Below are 16,111 nucleotides of genomic sequence, written 5' to 3'. Positions count from 1 at the left end.
ATCCGGCCGGACCCCCCGGGCCCGGTGTGAGCACCGGCACGGACGGTCCGCGCCCGGCGCCCCGTAGGCTTGGGCGGCGATGAGCAACAGTGAGCAGCGGCGGCCCGCGTCCCCGGTCGGAGCCCACGTCCCGGTGGCCGGCGGCATGGCCGACAAGGGACTGGCCTACGCCGAGCAGATCGGCGCCGAGACGGTCCAGGTGTTCGTGTCCAACCCGCGCGGGTGGGCGACCAACGGCGGCGACCCCGGACAGGACGCCCGGATGCGCGAGCGCACCGACCTGCCGAAGTTCGTGCACGCCCCCTACCTGATCAACCTGGGCACCCCCGGCGACGAGACGGCCGGCAAGTCGGTCGCCTCCCTGGAGCACGCGCTGCGGCGCTCCGCGCAGATCGGCGCCCTGGGCGTGGTGGTGCACACCGGCTCGGCGGTGTCCGGCGGACGCGAGGCGGGCCTGGCCCGCACCCGGGAACGGCTGATGCCGCTGCTGGAGAGGGTCGGCGAGGACGTCCCCCCGGTCCTGCTGGAGCCGATGGCCGGCCAGGGCCAGGTGCTGTGCGCCACCGTCGACGACCTCGCGGCCTACTTCGAGGCCCTGGAGTGGCACCCGCGGGTGGGCGTGTGCCTGGACACGGCGCACCTGTTCGCGGCCGGGCACGACATCTCGACGGTGGAGGGCATGCGCGCGGCGCTGGACCGCTTCGGCGAGGTCGTCGGCGCCGACCGCCTGAAGGTCGTGCACTGCAACGACTCCAAGGCGCCCTGCGGGAGCAACAAGGACCGGCACGAGAACATCGGCGCCGGGCACATCGGCGCCGAGCCGTTCGGGGAGCTGTTCCGGCACCCGGTCACCGCGGGCGTCCCGCTCGTCCTGGAGACCCCCGGCCCCGCCGGCCCGCACGCCGCCGACGTGGCCACGCTGAAGAAACTGCGCGAGGGGGCCTGACGCCCCTCCCGGCGCCGGCCCCCGGTTCCGGGCCGGTCCCCCCGGACGCCCCGGCGCGCGGGTGCGTCCCGCCGTTCCCGGCCCCGTCGGCCTCCGCCGCCTCGTCGCACGCTCGTGCGGCGTCGGCGACGGCGCGGCGCGCGTGGAGGACCGCGACGGCCATCACCAGGCCGCCTGCCACGAACGGCAGCGCCAGGTCGATCCGTCCCAGGAGCCCGCCCAGGAGCGCGCCCACCGGGGACAGGCCCCAGCCCACGGTGCGAAAGACCGTGGACGCGCGCCCGCGCACGTGGGCGGGGACGACCACCTGGAAGTAGGGGGACCCCGCGATGTTGCTCACGGCCAGGCAGAACCCCAGGAACGCCCAGGCGGGCAGGGCCACGAGGGCGTGCGGTGACAGGCCCATGGCGACCGAGGCGGCCGCCACCCCCAGGTAGCCCGCCATCATCACGGCCCGGCGCCCCAGGGCGGTGACCAGGCGAGCGGTCAGGGCGGACCCGAGGAGCCCGCCGACCGCGATCCCGCCGACGAAGAGGCCGTACAGCGCCGCCGGGACGCCGAGTTCGTCCCGCGCGAACAGGACCAGGACGGCCATGCCCATCTGGATGCCGATCATCATCCCGGCGTTGGCGACCATGAGCCTGCGCAGCACGCCGTGGCCGAAGACGTAGCGGAACCCCCCGACCAGGTCCTCCACCGCGCTCCCCCGCGGCGCCCCGTCCCCCGGCCCGGCGCCTGCGTCCTCCGCCCCGGGCACCGGCCCGCTCCTGCGCAGGAGCGGCACCAGCCCCAGCACGAGGACGGCGCACAGCGCGTAGGCCCCCGCCGCCCCGGCCACGGGGGCCACAGCGGCGACGGCGAACAGCAGGCCGCCCACGGGGGACCCCAGGCAGTCCTGGACGACGAGGCGGCCGCCCTCCATCCTGCCGTTGGCGCGGTCGAGCCGGTCCCTGGCGACCACACGGGTGACCAGCAGGCGGCTCGCGGGGTCGGTCACCGTCTCGCAGCTCATGACCAGGAACATCGCCGCGTACAGCACCCAGAGGGTGGCCTGTCCCGCCGCGACCGCGACGGCGAGGCCGGCGATGGTCACGGCCGAGACGGCGGTGGACACGGCCATGGCGCGCAGCCGGTCGACCCGGTCGAGCAGCACCCCGGAGAAGGGGCCGAGGAGCAGCCAGGGCAGGTAGCGGGCGACGAGGAGCCCCGACACGGCGAGCGGGTCGTGGGTGAGGGTGGCGGCGACGAGCGGCAGCACGGTGGCCAGCACGCCGTCGCCGAGGTTGGTGGCGACGGTGGCGGCCCAGAAGCGGTGGAAGGCCCCGCCCAGGGGGGCGGGGCGGCGGGGGGAGACGGGCTCTCCCCCTCCGGTGGGAGCGGGGCTCGCGGGCCCCGCGGAGGCGGGGTCTCCGGAGGGGACGGCGGGAACGGGGGCGGCAGCGGGGACGGTCTCCCCGCGCTGTGGCTCGGGCGGCGTGATCACGGGGTTCCTCCAGCTCGGGGGGTACGGAGGGTGCGGGGGCGGCTCCCGGGTCAGGACTCCCCGGGGGCGTCCTCCTCGGGGTCCCGGGGCCGGGGTCCGGCGGGGTCCTCGGGGGACGCCGGGCGCCCGCCGCCCGGGAGGTGGGGGAAGAGGTTCGTCTGGAGTTCGACGTTCTCGGTGTCCGGATGGCTCTCGGACGTGCGCCCCTGGTAGCGCGCCGTGAACGCCCTGAGGAAGTCCGTGAGGGCCCGGCCGAACTCGTGGCTCTCCTCCGGGGTCATCCGCACGGTGGTGACCGAGTCGAAGGACGCGTCCTTCCACCGGCGCACGTCGGCCGACTGCTCGGTCCGCCAGACGCTCGCGGTCCACTCCCTGAACCGCGCCTCCCTCTCCTGGTAGTAGCGGCCGAGGACCGTCTCCGCGACCGTGCGGGTCTCGGGGTTGCCGAGGAACTCGTGGCCGCGCATCCTCCAGCCCCCGGGCCGGATCCGCCACCACCGCTCGCGGCCCCCGGAACGGCCGGGGTCTGCCTCGATGAACCCGTACCGGGACAGCTGCCGCAGGTGGTAGCTGGTCGCCCCGCTGCTCTCCCCCAGCCTCCGGCCGAGGATGGTGGCGGTGGCCGGGCCGTCGAACGTGAGCTCGTCGAGGAGGCGCGCGCGCAGCGGGTGGGCCAGGCCGCGCAGGGCCTGCGCGTCGATCTGCATCGACGGCGGGGTCCCCGGGGCCGGCGGGTGCTCGTGGTCGTCGCTGTCCGTCATGCCCCCACCCTAAAACAAAATTCTCTTTGCAAAGAGAGGTCTGCAAAGTTTTCTCGGCATCAGTCGTCACGGGCGGGGCCGCCAGTCCGCGCGACCGCCCGGGCGCTCCGGCCCGGCCCCGGCCGCGTTCTCGGCCGCCAGACCCGCGACGGCCTCGTCGCACAGGCGGGCGCCCTCCGCGATCGCCTTGCGGAAGACGACGGCCCCGACCACCATGACCACGCCCCCGACCAGGCACGGCAGGACGAGGTCGATCCGGCCGAGGAGCCCGCCCATGAGCGCGCCGAGCGGGGACAGGCCCCAGCCGACGGTACGGAAGACCGCCGAGACCCGGCCCCGCAGGCGGTCGGGGACCACGGTCTGGAAGAAGAGCGAACCGGCGATGTTCGAGGTCGTCATGCAGAACCCCAGCAGCCCCCAGGCCGGCCCGGCGACCCACACCTGGGGGAACAGGCCCATCAGCACCAGGCACACGCCCATTCCGGCGTACCCGCCCACCATGACGGCCCGGCGGCCGACCGCGGCGGTGAGACGCGCCACGGCCAGCGAGCCGGCCACGCCCCCGAGCGCGACGGCGCCCAGGAAGACCCCGTAGAGCGCCGCGCCCACCCCCAGCTCACGCTGGACGTAGAGCACCATCACGGCGGTGCCCGCCTGCATGCCGATCATCGTCGCGGCGTTGTTGAACATCAGTCCGCGCATCACGCGGTGCCCGAGGACGTGGCCGAACCCCTCCCCGAGCGAGCGCAGGAACCCCTGGCCGGTGCCGGAGCCCCCGCCGGCCTCCGTCGCTCCCGCGTCCGTGCCGCGCGAGGCGACGGGGGCCGCGGCGCGGCGCAGCAGGGCCGCGACGGTCGCGGCGAGGACACCGCACAGGGCGTAGGACAGGGCGACGCCCGCCACCGGCAGCACGGCGGCGACCGCGAAGAGCACGCCCGCCACCGGTTTGGCCACGCAGTCCTGCGCGATCAGCCGCGAACCCTCCAGGCGGCCGTTGGCCCGGTCGCGGAGCCGCCCGGGCACGATCTGGGCCACCGTGATCCGGGTGGCCGGGTCGGTGACGGTCTCACAGCAGACCACCAGGAACAGGGCCGCGTACAGGAACCCGACCGCGGCGTTGCCCGAGGCGATCACCAGGGCGAGCAGGGCGACCACCGCGGCGGCGACCCCGTTGGACACGGCCATGGCCCGGAGCCGGTCCACCCTGTCCAGCAGCACCCCGGCGAGGGGGGCGACCAGCAGCCAGGGCAGGAAGCGTGCGGCCGCCAGCCCCGCGACGGCCAGGGGGTCGTGGGTGAGGGTCGCGGCCACGAGGGGGAGGGCGGTGACGAGCATGCCGTCGCCGAGGTTGGTGAGGGCGCCGGCGGCCCAGAGCCGGTGGAAGGCCGCGCCGAACCGGGCGCTCGGGGCCGCGGCGGGCGGAGAGGTTTCGACGGCCATGGGGGGCTCCTGTGGATCGGGATGCCTCCACCGTAAGCCAAAGTTTTCTTTGCAAAGGGGAGTATGCAAAGAAAACTTTGTCGACACGGAGCGCATCCGCCCCGGCAGGCGAACGAACCCCCACCACTCCTCGTCCGTTCGGCGCCCATGGGCGACAATGGACGCGTGCCCCGTACACGGGCGGGTCGAGGAGAGGAGATGTCTCCGGATGGAACCGGTCTCCATGGTCATCGGAGCGACGATCGCGCTCGGCGGTTTCCTCTTCGGCCGCCTGATGACCCAAAGGCAGTCGAGGACCGCCCTGGAACAGCAGCGCAGGCAGGAGCAGGCCCGCGTCCTGAGCGGTCCGCAGAACCCGCAGCCCCTCTGCGGCTGCGGCCACCACCTGGTCTTCCACGACCAGGAGACCAAGAGGTGCCAGACCCAGGTGGTCATCCCCGGCCGCTGGACGGGGCAGACCAGCTCCACCTACCGGCAGTGCATGTGCCAGGGGTACCGCGGCCCCCTCCCCCTCGACGAGTACTACGCCCCCGACTACCTCAACGGGACCGACGGCTGACCACCCGGCCCGGCCCGCCCCGGCGGCGGGGCGGAGCCGGTCCCCCCGGCGACGGCCCCGCGGCCCGCCGGGCGGCCCCCTCCCCCGCGGAGCCGGCCCGCCGCCACCCTCCGTGAGCGAAAGCGGCCCCGACCGCAAAGACGCCGCCCGCGGCAGGGCCTGCGCACCCCCGCCTTCGGGCGAACGCCCCCGGGCGCCGGACCGCGACGCACCGCGGCCGCCCGCGCCGCGCCCCCGCCGGGGCGGCCCGGACCCGCGCCGCCCGAACGCACGGGGCCGCACGGGACCGCGGCAGGACACCGGCACACCGCGCAGGACCGCACACGGCGGACACCCGCGGAGCCGCCCCGGGAGCGGATACGCGCCGCGCATGCCCGCGCCCCGGCGCCGCGGGACGCGACCGTCGCCGCAGTGCGGGAACCTGGGACGCGAGGACGCACCGGGATGACAATGTCCTCCCCCGCCACGAGAATGTCCCCGCACCGAACAGCCAGAGAGTGGACGTTAAGACAGTGACGACCCCTGTGACACCCACGATCGACCAGCGCATCGCCGAGGAACTCGGCGTGGGCGCGCACCAGGTCACCGCCGCCGTCGGACTCCTCGACAGCGGATCGACCGTGCCCTTCATCGCGCGTTACCGCAAGGAGGCCACCGGCGCGCTGGACGACGTCCAGCTGCGCGCCCTCGAGGAACGCCTGCGCTACCTGCGGGAGCTGGCCGAGCGCCGGACCGCGATCCTGGAGTCGATCCGCAGCCAGGGCAAACTGGACGACGAGCTGGAGGCGCGCATCAACGCGGCCGACTCCAAGGCCCGTCTGGAGGACATCTACCTCCCCTACAAGCCCAAGCGCCGGACCAAGGCGCAGATCGCACGCGAGGCGGGGCTCGAACCCCTGGCCGAGGGGCTGCTGGACGACCCGGGGCAGGACCCCCAGGAGGCCGCCGCCGCCTTCGTCGACCCGGACCGCGAGGTGGCCGACGTCAAGGCCGCGCTGGACGGCGCCCGCGCCATCCTGGTCGAGCGCTTCGCCGAGGACGCCGACCTCACCGGGGTCCTGCGTGAGCGGCTGTGGGAGAAGGGGCGCCTGGGTTCGGCCGTGCGCGAGGGCAAGGAGGAGGCCGGCGCCAAGTTCGCCGACTACTTCGACTTCTCCGAGCCGCTCACCAAGCTGCCCTCCCACCGGGTCCTGGCCATGTACCGGGGCGAGAAGGAGGAGGTGCTCACCCTCACCCTGGAGCCCGAGGAGCCCCCGGCCGCGAACGCCGACGGCACGACGCCCCGCAGCACCTACGAGAACGCCATCGCCCACCGCTTCGGGATCGTGGACCGGGGCCGCCCCGGCGACCGGTGGCTCCAGGACACCGTCCGCTGGGCGTGGCGCACACGGATCCTGGTGCGTCTGGACATCGACGTGCGGATGCGGCTGTGGCAGCAGGCCGAGGACGACGGCGTCAACGTGTTCGCCGCCAACCTGCGCGACCTCCTGCTCGCCGCCCCGGCCGGCAGCCGCTCCACCCTGGGCCTGGACCCCGGTCTGCGCACCGGCGTGAAGGTCGCGGTCACCGACGCCACCGGCAAGGTGGTCGCCACCGACACGATCTTCCCGCACGCGCCCCGCCACGACTGGGACGCCTCCCTCTCCGCCCTGGCCAGGCTGTGCGCGGCGCACGGCGTCGAGCTGGTCGCCATCGGCAACGGCACCGCCTCGCGCGAGACCGACAAGCTCGCCGCCGACCTGCTCCGGCTCCACCCCGAGCTCGGACTCACCAAGGTGATGGTGTCGGAGGCCGGGGCGTCCGTGTACTCGGCCTCCGCCTACGCCTCCGAGGAGCTGCCCGACCTGGACGTGTCGCTGCGCGGCGCAGCCTCCATCGCCCGCCGCCTCCAGGACCCGCTCGCGGAGCTGGTCAAGATCGACCCCAAGTCGATCGGGGTGGGCCAGTACCAGCACGACCTGGCCGAGGCCAAGCTGTCGCGCTCCCTGGACGCCGTGGTCGAGGACTGCGTCAACGGCGTGGGCGTGGACGTCAACACCGCGTCCGTGCCGCTGCTCACCCGCGTGTCCGGCGTGACCTCGACCCTGGCGCGCAACATCGTCTCCCACCGGGACGCCAACGGCCCGTTCCGGAGCCGGGACGCCCTGCGGTCCGTGCCGCGGCTGGGCCCCAAGGCGTTCGAGCAGTGCGCGGGCTTCCTGCGCGTGCCCGGCGGCGACGACCCGCTGGACACCTCGTCCGTGCACCCCGAGGCCTACCCGGTGGTGCGGCGCATCCTGGACCGCGTGGGGACGGACCTGCCGACGCTGATCGGCAACAAGGCGGTCCTGTCGAAGGTGCGCCCCGAGGAGTTCGTGGACGACACCTTCGGCCTGCCGACGGTCACCGACATCCTCGCCGAGCTGGAGAAACCGGGCCGCGACCCGCGCCCGGCCTTCACCACCGCGACCTTCAAGGAGGGCGTCGAGAAGCTGTCGGACCTGGAGCAGGGCATGGTCCTGGAGGGCGTGGTCACCAACGTCGCCGCCTTCGGCGCGTTCGTGGACGTGGGCGTGCACCAGGACGGCCTGGTCCACGTGTCGGCGCTCTCGGACAAGTTCGTCGAGGACCCGCGCGAGGTGGTCAAGCCGGGCGACATCGTGAAGGTCAAGGTGCAGGACGTCGACATCCCGCGCAAGCGCATCTCGCTGACCATGCGCCTGGACGACGCGGCCCCGGCCCCGGGCGGGCGCGAGGAGCGGGGCGGCCGGGGCGGGGACCGCCGCCGCGGCGGCGGGAACGGCGACCGCGGCGGCGCCCCGAAGGCCGACGGCGGTCGGCGGAGCGGCGGCGGAGGGGGCCGCGGCCAGAACAGCCGCAACGCCCCCGCGCCCCAGGGGGCGATGGCCGACGCGCTGCGCCGCGCGGGCCTGGGCAAGTAGCGCAGGACCCCGGCGCCGCGGGGGCGGCGCCCCGCCCGACGGTCCGGAGGGGGAGGGACCCGCGCGGGTCCCTCCCCCGCGGCGCCGGGGACCGGGCCGCGCTCAGCCGCTCGCGCCGCGCACCCGGTCGCTCAGGGCGCGGAGCAGGTCCTCGGCCACAGGGAGCGCCCGCAGCTCCTCCGGGCCGGGAAGGCGGTCGTCGGTCCCGTCCCCGAGCTCGCGGACCTCGTTGTGCAGGCGCTCCATCGTGACGTCGAGCCGGTTGGCGGTCTCCGCCGCCTCCCTCAGCTCGTCGAGCAGGTCCCGGGGCACGTCCTTGGCGTACTTGTAGTAGATCTTGTGCTCCAGGCTCGCCCAGAAGTCCATCGCGATCGTACGGATCTGAATCTCCACCGGGACCTGCTCGGTGCGGTCGGACATCCGCACCGGCGTCTCGACCAGCAGGTGCAGGCTGCGGTAGCCGTTGGGCTTGGGCGCCTCGACGTAGTCCTTGACCTCCGTCACCCGGATGTCCTCGTGCCCGGACAGCATGTCCCGGATGGTGTAGACGTCCGAGACGAAGCTGCAGGTGATGCGGATACCGGCGATGTCCAGGATGGTGGCCCGGATGTCCCCCAGGTCCAGCGAGCAGTTCCGGCGGCGCGCCTTCTCCATGATGCTGGCGGGCGACTTCAGCCGCGAGCTGACGTGCTCGATCGGGTTGTGGTCGTGGACGTAGCGGAACTCCTCGTTGAGGATGTTCACCTTCGCCATCGTGGTGTCGATGGCGAACTTGTACGACATCAGGAAGCGGGCCACGTCGTCGCGCGCCTCCGACAACGCCTTGGACACGTCGTCGTCCCCCACCATCGGCCACCCCCCGTGTCCCCGTAGCCTCATGCTAGCGCCAGGGTCGAAGCGGGCACGGGGCGGCCGGGCCCTCCTACCTGGGCGTGAGGGGGACCTCCGACCAGAGCGCGCGCAGGGGCTCCGCGTCCGCGGAGCCGAGCGCGTCCTCGACGTCCCACACCTTCACGGCGGTGGCGCCGGCGGTCACGGCGGGCCACCCCGGGTCCCCCGTGGCGGCGAAGTCGCGCCAGGCCGCCACCATGCGCCCGGACAGGGCCGTGTGGGCCTCGGTGGGCTTGCCGTCGAGGAGGAACAGCGCGAGGTCCGTGTCCAGGTTGCCGAACGCGAACGGCAGGTCCAGCGCGTGGCAGGCCCCCAGGCGGCCGCCCAGCGCGGGGCTCTCGAAGGCCAGCCGGAAGAGGTGCGCGCGCCCCCCGCCGGAGGCGTGCGCCTCGGCGAGGCGCACCGTGTACTCGCCGAACACGGCGTCGCCCTGGATGGCGGCGTACAGCAGTCGCGGGGATGCCCCGGGGTACGCCTCCCGGTAGGCGGCGACCGCGCCCTCCCCGAGCCCCAGATGGGCCGCTGTCAGCTCGAGGGCCGACTCGTCGTCGATCTCCACGCTCTGCCCCAGTTCGGTGAACAGCCGGTACTCGTGGGCGTTGTGGCCGGTGAGCAGGTCCACCCCGGCCGCCGCTCCGCCGGCGACCGCCTCCAGCGGGGGCAGGGGCAGCTCGGGCCCTCCGACGACGGGGGCGAAGCAGGTGAAGGCCTTGGCGCGCACGCCGCCGGAGGCGCCGGACGGGGCGGAGAGCACGGCGTCGACGGCCTCCAGCACCGCCTCCGGCGCGAGCGCGGCGAGGGCGTCGGCGTCCAGGGGCACCCCGGCGGCCCGGGCCACGCGCGCCGAGACCGAGCGGGCGGTGTCCGGGGTGATCATGTCTCCGGGGACGCTGTGCGCGATCGCCCGGCGGAAGAGCCCTCCGGCGACGGGGGAGGCCATGAGGCACACCACGGCCCCGGCTCCGGCCGACTCCCCCGCGACCGTGACGTTGTCCGGGTCGCCGCCGAAGGCCGCGACGTTGTCGCGCACCCAGCGCAGCGCGGCCGCCTGGTCGAGCAGGCCCCGGTTGTCGGGGCGGCCCGGCACGTGGCCGAAGCCCTCGAAGCCGACCCGGTAGTTGACGCCGACGACCACGAGGCCGCTCTCGGCCAGCCCGGTGCCGTCGTAGGCGGGCTCGGAGGAGGCCCCGACGATGTACGCGCCGCCGTGGATCCACACCAGGACGGGCGCGCGGTCGCCCTCGCGCGCGGCGGACCACACGGTGAGCGAGAGGCAGTCCGGGGACATCCGCGCGTTCCAGGGCGCGGCGCCGAGGAGCTGGGCGCCCTGCGGGGGCGGCGGACCGAAGGCCGTGCAGTCGCGGACGCCGTCCCAGGCGGGCGCGGGGGCGGGTGCCGAGAAACGGAGGTCGCCGAACGGCGCCGCGGCGTAGGGGATGCCGCGGTGGACGGTGACCCCGCCGTTCTCGGATCGCTGGGAGACGGTGCCCCGGACCCGTCCGGCCCTCGTCCTCACTGTGTGCTCGGCGTCCACGTGCGTCCTTCCCTCGGTTCACGACACCCCCACCTAACAACGTTAGGTATAGGCGCGCAAGCCCCCCGGCCCCACCCCTCCGCCCCGGGGCGCGCCGGGACCGCCCTCCGCCGACTCCGGCGGGCCGGACGCCCCGCCCGCACGGCGGCCGGTAACATACCACCCGGTCGGTATGAGCACACGAACGAAGGGTCCCCATGCGCGCCATCCAGATCACCGAGTTCGGCGGCCCCGAGGTCCTCGAACTCGCGGAACTGCCCGACCCCGAGCCCGGCCCCGGCGAGGTGCTCGTCGACGTCACCCGCTCGGGCGTCAACTACGCCGACACCCACCAGGCGGAGAACAGCTACCTGTCGCCCGCGTCCCTCCCCCTCGTGCCCGGCATGGAGATCGCCGGACTCACCCCGGACGGCCACAGGGTCGTCGCGCTGTCCTCCAGCGGCGGCTACGCCGAGCGGGCCACCGCGGCCCCCGGCATGAGCTTCGAGATCCCCGACGAGGTGACCGACGACGACGCCCTCGCCCTGGTCGTCCAGGGCGCCACCGCGTGGGTCCTGCTGACCAAGACGGCGCGCCTGGACCCCGGCGAGTCGGTCGTGGTGCACGCGGCGGGCGGGGGCGTGGGCACGCTCGCCGTCCAGCTCGCCAAGCGGTTCGGCGCGGGGCGGGTCGTCGCGGTGGCGAGCAGCGGGGAGAAGCGCGAGCTGGCGCTGCAGCTGGGCGCGGACGCCGTCGTGGACTCCTCGGCGCCGGACATGACCGGGGCCCTGGTCGAGGCCAACGGCGGACGCCGGGTGGACGTCGTGCTGGACATGGTCGGCGGCCGGGTGACGGACGAGAGCGTGCGGGCCCTCGCCCCGTTCGGCCGCCTGGCGTTCTACGGGATGGCCTCACGCGAGCTGCCCAGCCCGGTCCAGCCCGCCAACCTGATGAAGTACTCCACCACGGTGGGCGGCATGTGGCTGCCCCACGTGTGGCGGCTGCCCGGCGAGGTCATGGGAACGGCGATGGCGGAGCTCTTCTCCCTGGTGGCCGCGGGGAGCCTGAAGCCGGTGCTCGGCGGGACCTATCCGCTCGCCGAGGCCCGCCGGGCGCACGAGGCGCTGCGCTCCAGGGGCACGGTCGGCAAGCTCACCCTCGACCCCCGGGCGTGATCACTCCGGTCCGGCAGGGGCCGAGCACGACCTTTACGTCGTAGATTCTCCAGTTCGGCCGGGGCCGGCGCGTTCGGCCGCCACCGCGGCGGGGCCCGCTGGGCCACAGGTCCCGCGGGGCCACGGGTCCCGCGGGCCGGCGCCCGGGCACGGGGGCCGGCGCGGCCGACGGCCGCCCCCCGGCCGCGCTACTCGGACGGGGACCGGTAGACCAGGTCGGCGTACTCGCGGTGCCGCTGGATCCAGCCCTTGACGAACGGGCACAGCGGCAGGACCGCCAGGCCCCGCGAGCGCACGTCGTCCAGCGCGCCGCGGACCAGGGCGCCGCCCAGCCCCCGCCCCTCGAAGGCGGGGTCGATCTCGGTGTGGGTGAAGGTGACCAGCTCGCCGGTGAGGATGTACTCGGCGTACCCGGCGGTCTCGCCGTCGGCGGTGATCTCGTATCGGCGCTGGTCCGGTCGGTCGGCGACGTCGGTCGTCATGGGGAGTCCTCTGTCTGTGGCTCGGAGGCGGGGGACGGTGGCCCGCGCCGCCATTGTCCCGCTTCCGCGCCGCTCGCGCCCCTTGCGGCGCGCGCCTCCGGGGACATAGAGTCTCCGTTGCATACCGACCAGTCGGTTTAAGGAGAACGTGATGACTTCCCGGTTCAGCGGCCGGACCGCCATCGTCACCGGCGCGAGCCGCGGCATCGGCCTGGCCGTCGCCCGGCGACTCGTCGACGAGGGCGCGCGCGTGTGCGTCACCGCGCGCAAGCCCCAACCCCTCCAGGAGGCCGTCGAGGCCCTGGGCGGCCCCGGACACGCCATCGGCGTGCCCGGGCGGGCGGACGACCCGCGCCACCAGGACGAGGCCGTCGCCGCGACCCTGGAGGCCTTCGGCAGCGTCGACATGTTCGTCAACAACACCGGCATCAACCCGGTGTACGGGCGGATGGTGGACCTGGACCTGGACGCCGCCCGCAAGATCTTCGAGGTCAACGCCCTGTCGGCGATCTCGTGGGTGCAGAAGGCGTACAAGGCCTGGATGGCCGAGCACGGGGGGGCGATCGTCAACGTCTCCTCGGTCGCCGGACTCAAGCCGGCCCCCGGCATCGGCTTCTACGGGGCCACCAAGGCGATGCTCCTGCACATCACGGAGGAGCTCGCCGTCGAACTCGGCCCCGGCGTCCGCGTGAACGGGGTCGCCCCGGCCGTGGTCAAGACCAAGTTCGCCGCCGCCCTGTACGAGGGACGCGAGGAGAAGCTCGCCGCCGAGTACCCCCTGGGCCGCCTCGGCGTGCCCGAGGACGTCGCGGGCGCGGTCGCGTTCCTGCTCTCGGACGACGCCTCCTGGGTCACCGGCCGCACGCTCGTCCTCGACGGCGGCGTCACCCTGACCGGGGGCGTGTGACATGGACCTGACCGACAGCGGGGCGGTCGTCACCGGCGCGGGCAACGGCATCGGCGCCGCCCTCGCGCGCAGGCTGGCCGGGGCCGGGGCGCGCGTGGTGGTCAACGACCTCGACGCGGGCGCGGCCGAGGCCGTGGCCGCGGAGATCGGCGGGGTCGCGGTCCCGGGCGACGCCGCGAGCGAGGCGGGCGTGACCGCGCTCATCGCCGAGGCCGGGGCCCACCTGGGCGCCATCGACCTGTACGCCGCCAACGCGGGAGTGGGGGTGGCCGGCGGCCCCGAGGCCTCCGAACAGGACTGGGACCTGGCCTGGCAGGTCAACGTCATGGCGCACGTGCGCGCCGCGCGGGAGTTGGTGCCCGGCTGGCTGGAGCGGGGCAGCGGACGCTTCCTGTCCACCGTCTCGGCGGCGGGCCTGCTCACGATGCTGGGCAGCGCGCCGTACTCGGTGACCAAGCACGCCGCCCTGTCCTTCGGCGAATGGCTGTCGGCCACCTACGGGGACCGCGGGATCACCGTCCAGTGCGTCTGCCCTCTCGGGGTGCGCACGAACCTGCTGGAGGCGTCCGGGGACACCGGCAGGGCCATCCTGGCGGCGGAGGCCATCACCCCGGAGGAGGTCGCGGACGCCGTGATGGCCGGCCTGGCCGACGGGCGGTTCCTGATCCTGCCCCACCCCCGGGTCGCCGACTACTACGCTGCCAGGGCGAACGACACCGACCGCTGGCTCGCGGGGATGCGCCGCCTCCAGGCCAAGGTCTTCGAGGGGAACGCATGAGCGACGAACGAACCGGCCTGCCGGGGCTGGACCTGGACCGCCTGCGCGCCCACCTGGACGCCGCACGGCCGGGACTGGTCACCGGACCGCTGCGCGGAAGGGTGGTCGCGGGGGGCAGGTCCAACCTGACCTACGTGGTCCGCGACGGGGCCGGTGAATGGGTCGTGCGCCGGCCCCCGCTCGGGCACGTGCTGGCGACCGCCCACGACATGTCCCGCGAGTACCGGGTGATGACCGCGCTGCGGGACACCGGGGTGCCGGTCCCCCGCACCCACCTCCTGTGCGAGGACCCGGAGGTGCTGGGCGCGCCCTTCTACGTCATGGAGTACGTGGGGGGCACGCCCTTCCGGACCCGGGACGAGATCGCGCCGCTGGGGCCGGGCACCGCCCGCAGGGTCGCCGAGGAGCTCATCACCACCCTCGGCGTGCTGCACGCGGTGGTGCCCGGGGAGGTCGGGCTGAGCGGCTTCGGCCGCCCGGAGGGGTTCCTGGAACGCCAGGTGCGCAGGTGGGGCAAGCAGTGGGAGGCCTCGCGCAGCCGGGACGTCCCGGGGCTCGACGAACTGCGCGCGAAGCTGGCCGCGTCCCTCCCCGAGCCGTCGGCCCCCGCCGTCGTGCACGGCGACTACCGGCTCGACAACGTGCTGGCGACCCCGGAGGGGCGCATCACCGCGGTACTGGACTGGGAGATGTCCACGCTCGGCGACCCGCTCGTGGACCTGGGCCTGATGCTCGTGTACCAGCAGCAGCCCGTCGGGATCGGCGGGGTCCCGGCGACGTCCGCCGAGGGGTTCCCCCCGCCGGAGGAGCTGGTGGCGATGTACGAGGCCACGACCGGACGGGACGTGTCCCGGCTCGCGTGGTACGTGGCCCTGGGCTGCTTCAAGCTCGCCGTCATCGCCGAGGGCATCCACTACCGGCACGGCAAGGGACTGACCGTCGGCGCGGGCTTCGACCGGATCGGCGACGTGGTCGCCCCCCTGGTGGAGCGCGCCCACACGATGCTCGAGGAGGACTGATGGACTTCGCCTACGACGAGGGGACCGAGGAGCTTCGCCAGAGGCTGCTGGCCTTCATGGACGAACACGTCTACCCGGCCGAGGCGGTGCTGGAGGAGCAGCTCGCCGCGCGGGAGGACCGGTGGTCGACCGCGCCGGTGGTGCGCGAGCTCCAGAAGCGGGCGCGCGAACAGGGGCTGTGGAACCTGTTCCTGGCCGGACACCCGGAGCACGGCGGGCTGGACAACCTCCGGTACGCGCCGCTGGCCGAGATCACCGGCCGCAGCCCGAGGCTGGCGCCCGCCGCGCTCAACTGCGCGGCGCCCGACACCGGGAACATGGAGGTGCTGACGATGTTCGGCACCCCCGAGCAGAAGAAGCGCTGGCTGGAGCCCCTGCTGGCCGCGGACATCCGCTCGGCGTTCGCGATGACCGAGCCGGAGGTGGCCTCCTCCGACGCCACCAACATCACCACCAACATCGTCCGTGACGGTGACGAGTACGTGGTCAACGGGCGCAAGTGGTTCATCACCGGCGCGCTCAACCCCGAGTGCGCGGTCTTCATCGTGATGGGCAAGACCGACCCCGACGCCGACCGGCACCGCCAGCAGAGCATGGTGCTGGTGCCGCGCGACGCCCCGGGGTTGACGGTGCGGCGCGGCATGTCCGTGTACGGCTTCGACGACAGCGACCACGGCGGCCACGCGGAGGTCCTGTTCGAGGACGTGCGGGTGCCCGCGGAGAACCTCGTCGGCGGGGAGGGCGAGGGGTTCGCCATCGCCCAGGCCCGGCTGGGCCCCGGCCGCATCCACCACTGCATGCGGCTCATCGGCATGGCAGAGCGGGCCCTGGAGCTCACCTGCCGGCGCGTGCTGGACCGGGTGGCGTTCGGGCGGCCCCTGGCGGAGCAGGGCGTGGTCCGCGAGTGGATCGCCGAGGCGCGCGTGTCGATCGAGCAGCTGCGGCTGCTGGTGCTCAAGACCGCCTACCTGATGGACACGGTCGGCAACCGCGGCGCGCACACCGAGATCCAGGCGATCAAGATCGCCACCCCGCGCACGGTGGAGTGGATCATGGACAAGGCGATCCAGGCGCACGGGGCCGCCGGGGTGAGCCAGGACCTGCCGCTGGCCGGCTGGATGGCGGGCGTGCGCTCCCTCCGGCTGGCCGACGGCCCCGACGAGGTGCACCTGCGCTCGCTGGGCCGGGCCGAACTGCGCAAGTACCGCTAGCGCGGCCGGGGCGCCCGGGCCGACA

The 16,111-nt window shown here is 74.5% G+C and carries 14 protein-coding genes; 8 read left to right on the top strand and 6 right to left on the bottom strand.

The window, feature by feature from the left end:
* Window positions 1-79 precede the first annotated feature (79 nt).
* The gene (locus ACQPYD_RS09590; RefSeq protein WP_344184449.1) at window positions 80-946 is read left to right on the top strand and encodes a deoxyribonuclease IV; all 867 of its coding nucleotides are present in this window, start codon (window positions 80-82) and stop codon (window positions 944-946) included.
* Here the strand turns inward: ACQPYD_RS09590 and ACQPYD_RS09585 are convergent.
* The 3 genes from ACQPYD_RS09585 to ACQPYD_RS09575 all read right to left on the bottom strand — a co-directional run bounded on the left by ACQPYD_RS09585 (window position 849) and on the right by ACQPYD_RS09575 (window position 4,630).
* Window positions 849-2,429 carry an MFS transporter gene (locus ACQPYD_RS09585; protein ID WP_433700647.1) on the bottom strand — a complete coding sequence of 527 codons (1,581 nt, stop codon included), beginning with the start codon at window positions 2,427-2,429 and terminating at the stop codon, window positions 849-851. The genes ACQPYD_RS09590 and ACQPYD_RS09585 overlap by 98 nt on opposite strands.
* A 50-nt stretch (window positions 2,430-2,479) precedes the next feature.
* A complete protein-coding gene (locus tag ACQPYD_RS09580) occupies window positions 2,480-3,190 on the bottom strand; it encodes an ArsR/SmtB family transcription factor (protein WP_433700646.1) in 711 nt (236 codons plus the stop codon).
* Window positions 3,191-3,256: 66 nt separating this feature from the next.
* Entirely contained in the window at window positions 3,257-4,630 is a 1,374-nt protein-coding gene (locus ACQPYD_RS09575) for an MFS transporter (RefSeq protein ID WP_433700645.1), read from the bottom strand.
* A gap of 208 nt (window positions 4,631-4,838) precedes the next feature.
* On the opposite strand from ACQPYD_RS09575, the gene ACQPYD_RS09570 reads away from it, so the two are divergent.
* Both ACQPYD_RS09570 and ACQPYD_RS09565 read left to right on the top strand, forming a co-directional pair.
* Window positions 4,839-5,189, top strand: coding sequence for a hypothetical protein (locus ACQPYD_RS09570; protein ID WP_267949102.1), 351 nt, complete (start codon window positions 4,839-4,841; stop codon window positions 5,187-5,189).
* Between the two features lie 524 nt (window positions 5,190-5,713).
* Window positions 5,714-8,110, top strand: coding sequence for a Tex family protein (locus tag ACQPYD_RS09565; RefSeq protein ID WP_433700644.1), 2,397 nt, complete (start codon window positions 5,714-5,716; stop codon window positions 8,108-8,110).
* A gap of 102 nt (window positions 8,111-8,212) precedes the next feature.
* Here ACQPYD_RS09565 and ACQPYD_RS09560 read toward each other — a convergent pair whose 3' ends face one another.
* Window positions 8,213-8,959, bottom strand: a complete 747-nt coding sequence (locus tag ACQPYD_RS09560; protein ID WP_433700643.1) for a GTP pyrophosphokinase — start codon at window positions 8,957-8,959, stop codon at window positions 8,213-8,215.
* A gap of 73 nt (window positions 8,960-9,032) precedes the next feature.
* Complete coding sequence (locus ACQPYD_RS09555; RefSeq protein WP_433700642.1) at window positions 9,033-10,535, bottom strand: carboxylesterase/lipase family protein; 1,503 nt, start codon at window positions 10,533-10,535, stop codon at window positions 9,033-9,035.
* Between the two features lie 197 nt (window positions 10,536-10,732).
* Here ACQPYD_RS09555 and ACQPYD_RS09550 point away from each other — a divergent pair, with 197 nt between their 5' ends.
* Window positions 10,733-11,689, top strand: a complete 957-nt coding sequence (locus ACQPYD_RS09550; RefSeq protein WP_433700641.1) for a quinone oxidoreductase family protein — start codon at window positions 10,733-10,735, stop codon at window positions 11,687-11,689.
* Window positions 11,690-11,877: 188 nt separating this feature from the next.
* Here the strand turns inward: ACQPYD_RS09550 and ACQPYD_RS09545 are convergent, their stop codons facing one another.
* Window positions 11,878-12,171, bottom strand: coding sequence for a GNAT family N-acetyltransferase (locus tag ACQPYD_RS09545; RefSeq protein WP_267949095.1), 294 nt, complete (start codon window positions 12,169-12,171; stop codon window positions 11,878-11,880).
* Window positions 12,172-12,322: 151 nt separating this feature from the next.
* Between ACQPYD_RS09545 and ACQPYD_RS09540 the strand changes: the two genes are divergently transcribed.
* The 4 genes from ACQPYD_RS09540 to ACQPYD_RS09525 are packed head-to-tail and all read left to right on the top strand — an operon-like array spanning window position 12,323 to window position 16,086.
* The gene (locus ACQPYD_RS09540) at window positions 12,323-13,078 is read left to right on the top strand and encodes an SDR family oxidoreductase (protein ID WP_433700640.1); all 756 of its coding nucleotides are present in this window, start codon (window positions 12,323-12,325) and stop codon (window positions 13,076-13,078) included.
* 1 nt (window position 13,079) lies between these two features.
* Window positions 13,080-13,856 carry an SDR family oxidoreductase gene (locus tag ACQPYD_RS09535; RefSeq protein WP_433700639.1) on the top strand — a complete coding sequence of 259 codons (777 nt, stop codon included), beginning with the start codon at window positions 13,080-13,082 and terminating at the stop codon, window positions 13,854-13,856.
* The gene (locus ACQPYD_RS09530) at window positions 13,853-14,875 is read left to right on the top strand and encodes a phosphotransferase family protein (RefSeq protein ID WP_433700638.1); all 1,023 of its coding nucleotides are present in this window, start codon (window positions 13,853-13,855) and stop codon (window positions 14,873-14,875) included. Before ACQPYD_RS09535 ends, ACQPYD_RS09530 begins: the two co-directional genes overlap by 4 nt.
* The gene (locus tag ACQPYD_RS09525; RefSeq protein ID WP_433700637.1) at window positions 14,875-16,086 is read left to right on the top strand and encodes an acyl-CoA dehydrogenase family protein; all 1,212 of its coding nucleotides are present in this window, start codon (window positions 14,875-14,877) and stop codon (window positions 16,084-16,086) included. The genes ACQPYD_RS09530 and ACQPYD_RS09525 overlap by 1 nt, the downstream gene beginning before the upstream one ends.
* Window positions 16,087-16,111: the final 25 nt, after the last annotated feature.

This window comes from Nocardiopsis sp. CA-288880, from assembly GCF_050955985.1.
Classification (GTDB): Bacteria; Actinomycetota; Actinomycetes; order Streptosporangiales; family Streptosporangiaceae; genus Nocardiopsis; species Nocardiopsis tropica.
The sequence above is the reverse complement of the archived record's forward strand: the minus strand, read 5'-3'. Positions and strand labels throughout refer to the sequence as shown.

What these genes read in the sequence shown, in the direction of transcription:
- ACQPYD_RS09590 (WP_344184449.1), top strand. Translation starts at nt 80, where the DNA reads ATGAGCAACAGTGAGCAGCGGCGGCCCGCGTCCCCGGTCGGAGCCCAC.
- ACQPYD_RS09580 (WP_433700646.1), bottom strand. Translation starts at nt 3,190, where the DNA reads ATGACGGACAGCGACGACCACGAGCACCCGCCGGCCCCGGGGACCCCG.
- ACQPYD_RS09575 (WP_433700645.1), bottom strand. Translation starts at nt 4,630, where the DNA reads ATGGCCGTCGAAACCTCTCCGCCCGCCGCGGCCCCGAGCGCCCGGTTC.
- ACQPYD_RS09570 (WP_267949102.1), top strand. Translation starts at nt 4,839, where the DNA reads ATGGAACCGGTCTCCATGGTCATCGGAGCGACGATCGCGCTCGGCGGT.
- ACQPYD_RS09560 (WP_433700643.1), bottom strand. Translation starts at nt 8,959, where the DNA reads ATGGTGGGGGACGACGACGTGTCCAAGGCGTTGTCGGAGGCGCGCGAC.
- ACQPYD_RS09550 (WP_433700641.1), top strand. Translation starts at nt 10,733, where the DNA reads ATGCGCGCCATCCAGATCACCGAGTTCGGCGGCCCCGAGGTCCTCGAA.
- ACQPYD_RS09545 (WP_267949095.1), bottom strand. Translation starts at nt 12,171, where the DNA reads ATGACGACCGACGTCGCCGACCGACCGGACCAGCGCCGATACGAGATC.
- ACQPYD_RS09540 (WP_433700640.1), top strand. Translation starts at nt 12,323, where the DNA reads ATGACTTCCCGGTTCAGCGGCCGGACCGCCATCGTCACCGGCGCGAGC.
- ACQPYD_RS09535 (WP_433700639.1), top strand. Translation starts at nt 13,080, where the DNA reads ATGGACCTGACCGACAGCGGGGCGGTCGTCACCGGCGCGGGCAACGGC.
- ACQPYD_RS09530 (WP_433700638.1), top strand. Translation starts at nt 13,853, where the DNA reads ATGAGCGACGAACGAACCGGCCTGCCGGGGCTGGACCTGGACCGCCTG.
- ACQPYD_RS09525 (WP_433700637.1), top strand. Translation starts at nt 14,875, where the DNA reads ATGGACTTCGCCTACGACGAGGGGACCGAGGAGCTTCGCCAGAGGCTG.